Annotated in this window: 15 protein-coding genes; all 15 read right to left on the bottom strand. The window is 74.0% G+C overall.

Annotated elements, in window-relative coordinates:
- Positions 1–94 precede the first annotated feature (94 nt).
- The gene (locus Q0858_RS06945) at positions 95–2,023 is read right to left on the bottom strand and encodes an alpha-amylase family protein (RefSeq protein ID WP_299052124.1); all 1,929 of its coding nucleotides are present in this window, start codon (positions 2,021–2,023) and stop codon (positions 95–97) included.
- 4 nt (positions 2,024–2,027) lie between these two features.
- Complete coding sequence (prfB, locus tag Q0858_RS06950) at positions 2,028–3,149, bottom strand: peptide chain release factor 2 (protein WP_299052125.1); 1,122 nt, start codon at positions 3,147–3,149, stop codon at positions 2,028–2,030.
- Between the two features lie 9 nt (positions 3,150–3,158).
- Entirely contained in the window at positions 3,159–5,360 is a 2,202-nt protein-coding gene (locus tag Q0858_RS06955; RefSeq protein WP_299052126.1) for a thiamine pyrophosphate-dependent enzyme, read from the bottom strand.
- Between the two features lie 42 nt (positions 5,361–5,402).
- Positions 5,403–6,176 carry an acetoin reductase gene (locus Q0858_RS06960; protein ID WP_299052127.1) on the bottom strand — a complete coding sequence of 258 codons (774 nt, stop codon included), beginning with the start codon at positions 6,174–6,176 and terminating at the stop codon, positions 5,403–5,405.
- Positions 6,177–6,380: 204 nt separating this feature from the next.
- On the bottom strand, positions 6,381–6,857 hold the full coding sequence (locus tag Q0858_RS06965; protein WP_299052128.1) for a CAP domain-containing protein: 477 nt from the start codon (positions 6,855–6,857) through the stop codon (positions 6,381–6,383).
- 10 nt (positions 6,858–6,867) lie between these two features.
- A complete protein-coding gene (locus Q0858_RS06970; RefSeq protein WP_299052129.1) occupies positions 6,868–7,251 on the bottom strand; it encodes a VOC family protein in 384 nt (127 codons plus the stop codon).
- A gap of 157 nt (positions 7,252–7,408) precedes the next feature.
- Complete coding sequence (locus Q0858_RS06975) at positions 7,409–7,966, bottom strand: hypothetical protein (RefSeq protein WP_299052130.1); 558 nt, start codon at positions 7,964–7,966, stop codon at positions 7,409–7,411.
- 5 nt (positions 7,967–7,971) lie between these two features.
- Entirely contained in the window at positions 7,972–8,427 is a 456-nt protein-coding gene (locus tag Q0858_RS06980; RefSeq protein ID WP_299052131.1) for a pilus assembly protein TadG-related protein, read from the bottom strand.
- Entirely contained in the window at positions 8,424–8,888 is a 465-nt protein-coding gene (locus Q0858_RS06985) for a hypothetical protein (protein ID WP_299052132.1), read from the bottom strand. The genes Q0858_RS06980 and Q0858_RS06985 overlap by 4 nt, the downstream gene beginning before the upstream one ends.
- A complete protein-coding gene (locus tag Q0858_RS06990; RefSeq protein ID WP_299052133.1) occupies positions 8,885–9,289 on the bottom strand; it encodes a TadE/TadG family type IV pilus assembly protein in 405 nt (134 codons plus the stop codon). Before Q0858_RS06990 ends, Q0858_RS06985 begins: the two co-directional genes overlap by 4 nt.
- 5 nt (positions 9,290–9,294) lie before the next feature.
- Complete coding sequence (locus Q0858_RS06995; protein ID WP_299052981.1) at positions 9,295–9,516, bottom strand: hypothetical protein; 222 nt, start codon at positions 9,514–9,516, stop codon at positions 9,295–9,297.
- Positions 9,517–9,543: 27 nt separating this feature from the next.
- Positions 9,544–10,122 (bottom strand): type II secretion system F family protein, encoded by a 579-nt coding sequence (locus Q0858_RS07000; protein WP_299052134.1) that lies wholly within the window; start codon positions 10,120–10,122, stop codon positions 9,544–9,546.
- Positions 10,068–10,484: a hypothetical protein gene (locus Q0858_RS07005; protein ID WP_299052135.1), complete on the bottom strand. Its 417-nt coding sequence runs from the start codon at positions 10,482–10,484 to the stop codon at positions 10,068–10,070. The genes Q0858_RS07000 and Q0858_RS07005 overlap by 55 nt, the downstream gene beginning before the upstream one ends.
- A complete protein-coding gene (locus tag Q0858_RS07010; RefSeq protein WP_299052136.1) occupies positions 10,481–11,350 on the bottom strand; it encodes a type II secretion system F family protein in 870 nt (289 codons plus the stop codon). The genes Q0858_RS07005 and Q0858_RS07010 overlap by 4 nt, the downstream gene beginning before the upstream one ends.
- A complete protein-coding gene (locus tag Q0858_RS07015) occupies positions 11,350–11,946 on the bottom strand; it encodes a CpaF/VirB11 family protein (protein ID WP_299052137.1) in 597 nt (198 codons plus the stop codon). The genes Q0858_RS07010 and Q0858_RS07015 overlap by 1 nt, the downstream gene beginning before the upstream one ends.
- Between the last annotated feature and the right edge of the window lie 28 nt (positions 11,947–11,974).

Genomic DNA, 11,974 nt, shown 5'->3' on the forward strand with positions numbered 1-11,974 from the left:
GCGTGCTGCTCGACCAGCTGGGGGCTCGGAGATCGAGGCGCGAGCGTCGCGCAGCGACCGAGCCACGAGATCCCGCGAGCCGGGAGACCGGCGGTCAGGACGAGCGGTCGACGACCCACCAGGCGGCGTACGGACCGAGCCAGGCGAGGCCGTCGGCGTCGCCGGTGACGGGCTGCTCCCCCAACGCGTCGTACGGCGTCGCCAGGCCGAGGTCGGCGAGGAGGCGCAGCGGGACGGGGCGGGGTGAGGCGGTGACGTTGTGCAGGCCGACGAGGGTGCCGGACCAGTGGCGTCGCAGGAGCCCGAGGACGCCCTCGTCGAGGCCGTCGTCCAGCACTTCGGGGTCGAGCGAGGCGTGCAGCGCGGGCAGGGCGGCGCGGGTCCGGGCGAGGTGGGACAGCCCGGACAGCACGCGGTCGGCCACCGTCCCGGGTGCGGGCGGCAGCAGGTCGTCGGTGACGCGAGGGCGGTGGGCCCACCGGTTGTCGGCCCCGTGACCCGGCTCGGAGGCCCACGCCTCGTCGTTAGGCAGCGCGAGCTCGTCGCCGCTCCACACGACCGGCAAGCCGCCCCAGCCGGCGACGATCGTGTGGGCGAGCAGGACCCGGGCGATCGCCGCGCCGGGGTCGGTGGCGAGACCCGCGAGGGACGCCGCGGTGCCGCTGATCCGCCGGTCGCCGGTGGCGGGGTTGGCCTGGAAGACCAAGCCGTCGGCCCAGGAGCCGCCGAACTCCCCGGCGTACCAGTCGGACAGGAAGCGGCGGTGGCCGTGGCCGGTGACCCCGACCGCGGCGGCGTCCCCGTCGTCGATCGCCCAGCCGATGTCGTCGTGGCAGCGGACGTAGGTGATCCAGGTGCCGCCCGGCGGCGTCGGTGGCAGCGCCCGGAGGGCATGGCGGGCGAGGCGGGTCTCGCCGGTGGCGAGCATCGACCACACCTGGACCATCAGGCTGTTGTGGTACGCGAGGTCGCTGACGCGGCCGACGTGGGCACCGCCGTCGGAGCCGCCGAGGTAGGCGACGAGGTCGCGGGGGCCGACGATCGCCTCGGCCTTGAACAGCACGGCGGGCGCCGCCATCCGCGCGGTGGCCCGGAGGGCCTGGACGAGCTGGTGCACCTCGGGCTGGTTCTGACAGTTCGTCCCCATCCGCTTCCAGAGGAAGGCCACCGCGTCGAGGCGCATCACCTCGACCCCGAGGTTGGCGAGGTCGAGCACGATGTCGGCGAACTCGACGAGGACGGCGGGGTTGGACCAGTCGAGGTCCCACTGCCAGGAGTTGAACGTCGTCCAGACCCAGCCGCCGCCGTCGCCGAGCCCCTCGTCGAAGGAGAACGAGCCGGGCGCGAAGTCCGGGAAGACCTCCGGCAGCGTCGCCTCGTAGGCGTCGGGCAGCGTGCGGTCGGCGAAGACGTGGAAGTAGTCGAGGTGCTCCTCGTCGCCCGCGCGGGCGGCCTCCGCCCAGGCGTGCTCGCGCGCGACGTGGTTGAGCACCAGGTCGACGCACAGGCTGATCCCGCGCTCGCGCAGCATGGTGGCCGCGGCGCGGAGGTCCTCGCGGTCGCCGAGGTCGGAGCGGACGCGGCGGTAGTCCTGGACGGCGTACCCGCCGTCGTTGTCGCCCTCGCGGGGCTGCAGCAGCGGCATCAGGTGCAGGTAGGTGACGCCGAGGCGCTCGAGGTGGTCGACGCGGCGCTCGAGGCCCGCGAGGTCGCCGGCGAACCGGTCGGCGTAGCAGGCGTAGCCGAACATCGCCGGGTCCTGGACCCACCCGGGTCGCAGCAGGCGCCGGGCGTCGAGGGTGTGCAGGGCGTCGGGGCGGGCGGCGTACGCGCGGGCGGCGACGGCCACCAGCCGCTCCGCGGTCACCGCTGCGGCCTCGCCGAAGACCGCGAGACCCGCGAGCAGGTCGGGAGCCCAGCGCTCAACGCGCAGCAGGAAGGCCTCCTGCCGCTCGGGCGACAGGGACGCCAGCAGCGGGGCGGCGTGCGCTGCGAGGTCGCCGCCGCTCACCGGCTCGCGCACCGGCTCAGGCGTCGGCCGCGGCACGCTCGGCGCCGCGGCGCCAGCGGATGCCGGCCTCGAGGAACCCGTCGATCTCGCCGTCGAAGACCGACTGCGGGTTGCCCACCTCGAAGGAGGTCCGCAGGTCCTTGACGATCTGGTAGGGGTTGAGGACGTAGTTGCGCATCTGGTCGCCCCAGCTGGCCTGGACGTCGCCGCGCATCTCGTCGAGGTGCGCCTTCTCCTCGGCCTTCTTGCGCGCGAGAAGCTTGGCCTTGAGAACCACCATCGCGCTGGCCTTGTTCTGCAGCTGCGACTTCTCGTTCTGGCAGCTCACCACCGTGCCGGTGGGGAGGTGGGTCAGCCGCACCGCGGAGTCGGTGGTGTTGACCGACTGCCCGCCGGGACCGCCGGAGCGGTAGACGTCGGTGCGGATCTCCTCGTCGGGGATGTCGATCTCGTCGGTCTGCTCGAGCACCGGGACGACCTCGACGGCGGCGAAGCTGGTCTGGCGGCGGCCCTGGTTGTCGAAGGGGCTGATGCGCACGAGGCGGTGGGTGCCGGCCTCGACGGACAGCGTGCCGAACGCGTACGGCGCGTGGATCGCGAAGGTGGCCGACTTCAGGCCCGCCTCCTCGGCGTACGAGGTCTCGAAGACCTCGACGTTGTACGAGTGCTGCTCGGCCCACCGCGTGTACATCCGCATCAGCATCTCGGCGAAGTCGGCGGCGTCGACCCCGCCGGCGCCGGAGCGGATCGTCACGAGCGCCTCGCGGGCGTCGTACTCGCCGGAGAGCAGGGTGCGGACCTCGAGGGCCTCGACCGACTTGTGCAGCTTGCGCAGCTCGACGTCGGCCTCGGCGAGGGTCTCGGCGTCGTTCTCCTCGCGCCCCATCTCGCCCAGCACCTCGAGGTCGTCGACGCGCGAGACGAGGCCCTCGAAGCGCTCGAGCTCGTTCTGCAGCCACGACAGCCGGCCGGTCACGCGCTGGGCGTTGTCCTGGTCGTCCCACAGGTCCGGGGCGCCGACCTGCTCACCGAGGTCGGCGATCTCCACCCGCATGGCGTCGACGTCGAGCACCTGCTCGATGGTGCGCAACGTCGCGCGGAGCTGCTTGATCTGGGTCTCGAAGTCGGGGCCTGCCACGTCTGGAGGCTACCGGTCGAGCAGCGCGGTGGCCGCAGCGAGGATCTGGTCCTCGCCGACCAGCACCAGGTTCGCGGCGTCGCCGAGCGGGACGAACGAGTCCGCGCTGGCCACCCGGGCGAGCCGACCGTCGAACTCGCCGTCCACGAGGGCGGTGACGACGCCCTCCGAGACACCGCCGGTCCGACGGGTCTCGTCGACGACCAGCACCCGGCCGGTCGCCGCGGCCTCGCGCAGCAGGTCCTCGACGGGCAGCGGTGCGAGCCAGCGCAGGTCGAGCACCCGGACACCGACGCCCTGCTCCTCGAGCTGCTTGGCGACCCGCAGGCTCATCCGGACGCCGTTGCCGAACGTCACGATCGTCAGGTCGGCGCCCTCGCTCCCCTCGACGATGTGGGTGCGGGCGGACCCGATCGGCACGTGGGTCTCGGCCCAGCGCTGCTCCCCGGCGTACGGCGCCAGCCAGCCCTCGTCGCCGGGCTCGTGCAGGTCGCGGGTGTGGTAGAGCGCGATGGGCTCGAGGAACACCGACACGGTGCCGTCGACGTCGGCCGCGGCGGCGCAGGTGCGCAGCATCGCGGCGGCGTCGTCGGGCCGCGACGGGGAGGCGATGACCAGGCCGGGGATGTCGCGCAGGACCCCGACGGCGTTGTCGTTGTGGAAGTGGCCGCCGAAGCCCTTCTGGTAGCCGTAGCCCGGCACGCGGACGACCATCGGGTTGCGGAAGGCGCCGGCGGAGAAGAACCGCTGGCTCGCGGCCTCGCCGCGCAGCTGGTCCTCGGCGTTGTGCAGGTAGGCGAGGTACTGGATCTCCGGGATCGGCAGCAGCCCCGAGATGCCGGCGCCCAGGCCGAGACCGAGGATCGACTGCTCGTCGAGGAGGGTGTCGAAGACCCGGCCACGCCCGAAGCGCTTCATCAGGCCGCGGGTGACGCCGTACACGCCGCCCTTCGCGGCGACGTCCTCGCCGAAGACCAGGGCGCCCGGGTGCTGGGCGAGGATGTCGGCCAGCGACCGGTTGATGGACTGGGCGAGCGTGAGCAGCCGTCCGTCCTCGGGGCTGCGGGCGTCGGCGACCTTCCCTGCGGCGCGGCGCGCGACGGCGGCGGCGTCGACGGTCGCGAGGGGGGCGGCGACCTCGGCGGCGTCCCTCATCCCGGGGGCGTCGGCGACCTCCTCCGCCAGTCCCATGACCTCCTCACGCTTCGCCTCGTAGCGGGCGAGGACCTCGTCGGCGGTGGCGAGGCCGCTGGTGACGAGCAGCCGGGCGGTGGCGAGCAGGGGGTCGCGGCGGGCCTCGTCCTGCATCTGCGTCCTGCTGCGGTACGACGTCTCGACGTCCGCGCCGGCGTGGCCCATGAGCCGCACGGTGCGCAGGTGGAGGAACGCCGGGGTGCGGGTGCGGCGGACGTGCTCGGCGGCGCGCTCGCTGACCTCGACGGCGGTGGCCAGGTCGGAGCCGTCGGCCTCGAGGTAGGCCAGCCCGGGGCGACGGCCGTAGGCGTGGCGGATCCAGCCGTCCGGGGTCGGGACGCTGATGCCGATCCCGTTGTCCTCGCAGACCAGCAGGAGCGGCACCGGCAGGCCCTGGTACGCCGTGTTCAGCGCGGCGTTGATCGCGCCCAGCGCGGTCGAGTGGTTGGCGGAGGCGTCACCGAAGGAGCAGACGACGATCGAGTCGGCGGGCCGGGGCTGCTCGATGCCGAGCCGGCGGGCGCGGCCGATCGACACGGCGAGGCCGAGCGCGCGCGGCAGGTGCGAGGCGATGGTGGAGGTGGTCGGGACGACGGCCGCGGCCTCGCTCCCCCACACCTTGTGCCGGCCGCCGGAGATCGGGTCCTCCCGCCCGGCGACCATGCCGAGCAGCACGTCGCGCAGGGCCGTGGTGACCCCGGCCTGGCGGGAGCGCTCGAGGAAGAACGCGCCGGAGCGGTAGTGCAGCAGCGCCGGGTCGGTGGGGCGGGTCGCGGCCGCGACGGCGACGTCGCCCTCGTGGCCCGCGGACCCGATCGTGTAGTAGCCGCGCTCCTTCTCCCGCAGCCACTTGGCGGCGAGGTCGAGGTGGCGGCTGCCGGCCTGGGCGTCGAACAGCTCCCAGACGCGCTCGGGCCGCAGCCCGGCGAGGGCGTCGAGGCCCGCGGGGTCGGCCCCGCGCTCGTGGGTCAGGCCGCGCACCGCGGCGAGGAAGGCGTCGTCGACCGGTTCTGCCATGGGCGTCAGCCTGCCGCAGGTCCCCCCGGCGCCGCACGCGGGTCAGACGAACAGCATCCCGCCGTCGACGAGGATCGACTGCCCGGTGACGTAGTCGGAGTCCGGGCCGGCGAGGAACGAGACGAGCTTGGCGACGTCCTCGCCGGTCGAGACCCGGCCGAGGGTGATCCCGGCGGCCATGGCCTTCATCGACTCGCCCTTGCCGACGTGGTTGATCTCGCCGAGGTCGTGGTCGATCTCCTCCCACATCGTGGTGTCGACGATGCCGGGGCAGTAGGCGTTGACGGTGATGCCGTGCTCGGCCCACTCCTGTGCGGCGGACTGGGTGAGCGAGCGGACGGCGAACTTCGAGGAGCAGTAGACGCCGAGCAGGGCGAAGCCCTTGTGGGCGGCGATGGACGCGGCGCCGATGATCTTGCCGCCGCCGCCCTGGGCGATCATCTGGCGCGCCGCCTCGGTGTAGCAGAGGAAGACACCGCGGCCGTTGACGGCGTGGACCTTGTCGTACTCCTCCGGCGTCACCTCGAGCAGCGCCTTCGTCTGGGCGATGCCGGCGTTGGCCACCATCACGTCGAGGGAGCCCAGCGCGGAGGCCGTGTCGGCGACGAGCGCGCGGACGGAGTCCGGGTCGGACACGTCGCCGGTGAGGGCGACGCCGCGGACGCCGGCGGCCTCGACGTCGGCGCGGGTGCGCTCGAGCTCCTCGGACATCGAGGGCAGGTCGGAGACGGCGACGTCGTGGCCGTCGGCGGCGAGGCGCAGGGCGATGGAGCGGCCGATGCCGCGGGCGGCTCCGGTGACGTGGGCGGTGGTCATGGCGTCCTCCTGGGGTGACCCCGCACGCCGGTGTGCGGGTCCGCTCGACGCTAGGGACCGCCGTACTGCGGGCGACAGGGTTGCGGCGTGTTGCAGCCGGACCCGCCAGCACGTCGCCGCCGTCGCGACACGCCGTACCGACGGCGTGTCGCGGGCCCCGCGGTGACGTGGGCGGTCAACCGGGACACCGCGGCGAGACGCGGCCTACCGCGAGCCGAACACCTGCACGGCCCACCAGCGGCCCTCGGTGTCCTTCACCGCGGCGACGCCCAGGTGGGTGTAGTTCTCCCCGAGGATGTTGGCGCGGTGGCCGGGTGAGCTCATCCACCCCTCGACGACGCTGCGGCCCGTAGGGTAGCCGTAGGCGACGTTCTCCCCCACGTATCCCACGCTGCAGTCCCGCTGGATGCGCCCGAGGTCCTGGTGGCTCAGCTCCTGGTCGCGGCGGATCTTCTTCGCCTGCCGCAGGGCGGCCTTCCGGAGGCAGGCGTTGCCCCGCAGGGTGGGCAGGTCGTGGTCGGCGCGGGCCCGGTTGCTGAGGGTGAAGGCCGTCCTCGAGTAGGCGTTGGTGCTGCCCACGTCGGCGCTCGACGGGGCCGAGACGGCGGACGACGGCGCCGAGACGAGGAGGCCGGCGGCGAGGAGCAGGGAGACGCCGAGGTGGCGCAGGCGGGGGGTCATGCCGGGAGTCTCACCCGTCGGCGGCGGCCTCGTCCGCGGTTCGGCTCAGGACGCAGAACTCATTGCCCTCCGGGTCGGCGAGCACCACCCAGGAGACGTCGTCGCCCTGGCCGACGTCGGCACGCCGGGCGCCGAGGGCGAGCAGCCGCTCGACCTCGGCGGACTGGGTGCTGCCGCCGTCGGCGCGGAGGTCGAGGTGGACGCGGTTGTGGCCCGTCTTCTCCCCCGCGCCCGGCACGAGGTCGAGGACGGGCCAGGTCTGCTCGGGGTCGGCGAGCGAGAGGACGCCGTCCTCCTCGTCGACCACGGACCAGCCGAGGGCGGCGCACCAGAAGTCCGCCAGGACCCGGGTGTCGCGGGCGTTGATGACGACGTTGCACAGGCGCACGCTCATCGCAGCAGGCTAGGGCGGGCGGTGCGGGGGCTGGGAGATGCACGAGGGGACACAGTTCGGGCGCGCTCCCGACCCGGCACCCCGTCGTGGCAGGCCGGCGCGACCGTCAGGAGGTCGAACTGTGTGGCTTCGTGCAGCTCACGCGCGTCCGACGTGGTCACCGGTGACGGCGGGCTCCGCGCGCGAGGTGGGCCTCGGCGCGGCGCACCAGCTCGGGCCGGTGCTCGACCCACCGGCGCAGCACCTCGACCACCGGCACCCCGAACTCCCCCTCGGCCCGGAGGTCGAGGTCGTCCCGGGCGAACAGGACGTCGTAGTACGGGACCAGCTCACGCTCCGGGATCGCGAACACCGACGCCAGCGTCTCCAGCGGGCGGGCACCGCGTCCGGGGTAGGGCCCGTTGACGTCGGCGCCCAGGTCGAGCATCCGTTGGACCAGCGCGGGCTCACGCTCGACGTCGTGCTTCCTCTGGCCGAGCAGGACGTGGAGGGGATGGCCGCGGCGGGGGTCCGCCCCGTCGTCGAGAAGACGGTGGGCGATCGGGACGCGGCCGTGCTCGAGGTCGGAGTTGCGGAGACTCTGCTCGAGCAGGGTCCCGAGGCTGGTCTCGTAAGCCACGAAGCGTCGGCGGTACACCGCCAGGAAGTCCTCCAGCGAGCCCCGACCGAGCGCGACGAGCAGCGCCTGCGGGTCGCGCGGCGTGAACAGACCCACCGACCTCACTCCTCCCGGTCCACGGTGATCACGGCGGAGCCGCCGGCCGACACCGTGGGCCGGTAGGGCGCCCCGGGGATCTCGAACGGCAGGTCGACGGGCGCGCGGACGTCGACCTCGACGGTGTCCCCGGTGACCCGCACGGTGTGCGTCAGGCCGGGGAAGCGCCGGCTCGCGCTCACCGCCCGCAGGTAGTCCGCGACCGCGGCGCGGGCGCTCGCGGCGCCCTGGTCGAGGCGCTCACCGCCGAGCCCCTCGTCGTACACGTCGTCGGTCCGGGTGCCGCCGTCCGCGCCGGCCAGCGCGGCGCCGTCGGCGAGGGTGTCCAGGCCCTGGCGCTGCAGGTAGGCCGCGGAGGCATCCACCACCACGGCCATCCCCATCAGCAGCGCGATCGCGAAGCCCACGATGAGGATCGAGGTCTGTCCGCGCTCGTCGCGGCGCCTCCTGCACTGGCTCACCGGACCTCCTGGTACTGCCCGTACGGGACGCTGTGGGTGGCGTCCACCGCGATGCTGGGCCGGTTGCCGCCGAGGACGTCGGGCAGCAGCGGCAGGTCGATGCGGGTGTCGACGACGACGGTGATCACCGACCCGCCCGAGAGGCACACGTCCTGCGGCACGCAGCTGACCCGCAGGTCCGGCGTCCGCTCCAGGCCCTGGTCGAGGAACGCCCGCCGCGCCACGGCCTCGGCCTGCGCGCGGCCCTGGGCGTCGCTGTCCGACAGGGCGTACGCACGGCCGGCTGCTCGGGCGGCGGCCGCGGTGGCGAAGGCGCCGCGCTGCACCTCGAAGGCCGTCAGCACGATGTAGACCACCGGGATCAGCAGCAGGAGACCGAGCCACACCAGCTCGATCATCGCGGTGCCGCGCTCGTCGCGACGGCGCCGGCGGAGACGTCGGAGTCGGACGACGAGCCTCATCGGGTCTCCTCCACCGCGCTGCCCGTCACCTCGAGCGGCACGGCCGGGCCGAACAGGCCGAGCGGCGGCACGGTGGCCTTCACCGTCACGAGGATCCCCGGGGCGCCGTCCACCGAGGCGGGTCGCGCGGACACGTCGCGCGCGAAGCGGCCCGCGACGGCATCGTCGACCTGCTCGCGGGTCTTGGCGACGCCGTCGCCGGGACCGCGGTCGAGGGTGGCGGCGTACCGAGCGCCCTCCGACGCCGCGGCAGCGAGGGTGTTCCTGACGTGCAGCACCAGTGCGAGCTGCAGGATCCCCAGGAACAGTGGCACCAGGATCATCAGCACCAGCACGAAGTCGACGACCGCGGACCCGCGCTCGTCGCGGGCCCGCCGCCGGTCCGGAGCGGGGCGGAGCACGAGGCTCAGCCGCCCACCGAGTTCAGCGCCGAGCGGAGCATGCCCATCAGCTCGGGCCGCAGGAACGCCCAGATCCCGCCGACGATCGTGGCGGTCATGACCGTGATCAGCACCCACCCGGGAACGTCACCGCGCTCGTCGCGGGTCCGCGGCGCGGCCACCGCGGCCCAGGTCACGACCCACGCCCTCAGCAGGACCGCTCCGGCGGTCTCGGTCCACTTCCCCATGGTTGTCATCCCCTCTTCCGTGACGCCTCAGGGCGTCGTCAGGCTCAGTCCGACCACTCCGGGCCAGAACGCGAACATCACGGTCACCGGCATCACGAGGAAGACCACCGGGACCATCATCAGGACCTCCTTGCGGGCAGCGGACTCGATGAGCTCCCGCCGGCCCGCCTCCCGGACGTCGGCCGCCTGGGCGTGCAGCACGTCGGCCAGCGGGGTGCCCCGTTCGACCGCCACGGCGATCCCCTCGGCGAAGCGCGCCACGAGCGGCAGCCCGCTCTGCGCGGCCATGCGGTCGAACGCCGCGCCCACCGGCTCCCCCGTCCTCACCGCGGCGAGCACGCGGCCCAGCTCGCGGGAGAGCTCGCCGCCGCTGCGACGGCACACGCGGTCGAGCGCGGCCACGGGCCCCTCGCCGGCGGCCACCGACAGGGCCAGCAGCTCGGCGATGGTCGGGAACTCGGCCAGGATCCGCCGCTCGCGGGTCTTCACCTGCTGGGTGAGCCAGTTGTCGCGGGCGATCACGCCCGACGCGAGGGCGGCCAGGCAGAGGATCAGGGTACCGACGGCGCTGCCCGGGTCGCGCAGGGTGGCCAGGACGCCGACCACGGCCGAGACGCTGAACGACACCAGTCCCAGACCACCTGCTCGACGCGGAAGTCGTGGACGGTCTTGTCGATCCCGGCCCGCTCGAGCCGCCGTCGTACGGACGTGGCGCCGCCCAGCACGCGCTCGACGGCGTCGGCGGCGCCACGCAGGACCGGACCGAAGACCCCGGCCGCCGCGGACGTCGGCGAGGCGGAGGCGACGCGGAGCGCCGGCGTCCGGCCGACCTGTGGGAGGTCGCGGACGTAGGGCAGCACCCGGGTGGCGAGCTGCGGGCGCCCGACCACGCGGAGCCGGGCCAGCACGAGCAGCAGCCCGACGCCGACGCCCAGCCCGATGCCGGCGCCCCACAGCCCGAGGTTCACTCCGCACCCCCGACCGCGAGGATGCGGCGGTCGACCGGCAGCCGGCCCAACCGCGTCATCAGCCGGTAGGCGACCACGCACAGGGCCGCGCCGGTGCCGAGGACGACGACGCCGGCGGGCGAGGAGTAGCGCTGCACGACCTCGGTCTGGAAGCTCAGCACGAGGAGCACCAGCCAGGGGGCAGCGACCGCGAGGCGCGCCCCGTTCACGGTCCAGGACTGCCGCGACTCCATCTCCGCCCGGGTGCGGGCGTCGTCGCGCAGGTAGCCCGATAGGTTGCGCAGCAGCCGTCCGAGCTCTCCGCCGCCCACCTCGCGGGCGACGCGCAGCCCCTCGACGACCCGGTCGCCGACGGGGTCGGCCAGCCGCTCCTTGAGCCGGTCGAGCGAGTCACCGAACCGTCCCGAGATCTGGTAGTCGAGCGCGAACGCGTCGAAGGCGTCCCGCAGCGGCTCCGGGCCCCGGACCCCGAGGCCGGCGAGGGCGTCGGGCAGCGAGAGGCCCGCGCGGACGCCGGAGGCCAGGTTGTCGACGGCCTCCGGCCACACCTCGGCGAACTCCCGCTGCCGCCGCAGGGCGCGCCCGCGGAGCGTCGCCACCGGCAGGTACGCCGCGAGCAGCGCGAAGACCAGCGCGACCGGCGGCGTCCGCGAGACCGCGAGCATCACCACGCCGGTGACCCCGCCGAGGATCACGCAGAGCGCGACGAAGCTGCCCGGCGTGACCTGGCTGAGGCCCGCCCGCGCCAGCAGCTGCTGCACCCTCCCGGGACCCTTCCTTGTCCTGGCCTCGCGGCGGGGCAGGAAGAGCGCGGAGTAGACCAGGAGCAGCCCGAGGCCGACCCCGAGCCCGACCACCGCGCCCATCAGCCGGCCTCCAGCAGACGGTGGACGTCGATCCCGGCGCGGGCGTACCGGTCGAGGTGCGGCGGCATCCCGCCGACCCGCTCGAGCTCGCCGCCGGAGCGGGCGAAGATCGTCTCGGTCTCGATGACGTCGTTCTCGACCCGACCGGGCACGGCGACGATCTCGTTGGTGCGGCGCACCCCCTTGCCGTCGATGCCGAGGTGGACCACGAGGTCGACGGAGCTCGCCACGGTGGGGACGACGAACCGCGACGAGATGTTCTCGCCCGCCAGCAGCGGCAGGGTGCACATCTTCACGAGCGCCTCGCGTGCCGAGTTCGCGTGCAGCGTGCACATCCCCGGCAGGCCCGCGTTCAGGGCGAGCAGCAGGTCGAGGCACTCCTCCGCCCGCACCTCGCCGACGATGACGCGGCTCGGCCGCATGCGCAGGGCCTCCTTGACGAGCTCGCGGAGCCGGATCTCCCCGGTGCCCTCGAGCCCGGCCTGCCGGGTCTGCATCTGCACCCAGTCGGGGTGTGGGAAGCGCAGCTCGAAGACCTCCTCGGCGCTGATCACACGGTCGCCGCCGGGTATCGCCGCGGCGAGGCAGTTGAGCATGCATAACTAGTCGAATAGGCGTAGGTGA

The sequence above is a fragment of the uncultured Nocardioides sp. genome, assembly GCF_947489365.1.
In the GTDB taxonomy this organism is placed as follows: Bacteria; Actinomycetota; Actinomycetes; order Propionibacteriales; family Nocardioidaceae; genus Nocardioides.

Bases quoted from the DNA above. Each gene is read 5' to 3' on its own strand.
- Q0858_RS06995 (WP_299052981.1), bottom strand. From the start codon at position 9,516: ATGGGGAAGTGGACCGAGACCGCCGGAGCGGTCCTGCTGAGGGCGTGG.
- Q0858_RS06985 (WP_299052132.1), bottom strand. From the start codon at position 8,888: ATGAGGCTCGTCGTCCGACTCCGACGTCTCCGCCGGCGCCGTCGCGAC.
- Q0858_RS06970 (WP_299052129.1), bottom strand. From the start codon at position 7,251: ATGAGCGTGCGCCTGTGCAACGTCGTCATCAACGCCCGCGACACCCGG.
- Q0858_RS06960 (WP_299052127.1), bottom strand. From the start codon at position 6,176: ATGACCACCGCCCACGTCACCGGAGCCGCCCGCGGCATCGGCCGCTCC.
- Q0858_RS07015 (WP_299052137.1), bottom strand. From the start codon at position 11,946: ATGCTCAACTGCCTCGCCGCGGCGATACCCGGCGGCGACCGTGTGATC.
- Q0858_RS06955 (WP_299052126.1), bottom strand. From the start codon at position 5,360: ATGGCAGAACCGGTCGACGACGCCTTCCTCGCCGCGGTGCGCGGCCTG.
- Q0858_RS06965 (WP_299052128.1), bottom strand. From the start codon at position 6,857: ATGACCCCCCGCCTGCGCCACCTCGGCGTCTCCCTGCTCCTCGCCGCC.
- Q0858_RS07010 (WP_299052136.1), bottom strand. From the start codon at position 11,350: ATGGGCGCGGTGGTCGGGCTCGGGGTCGGCCTCGGGCTGCTCCTGGTC.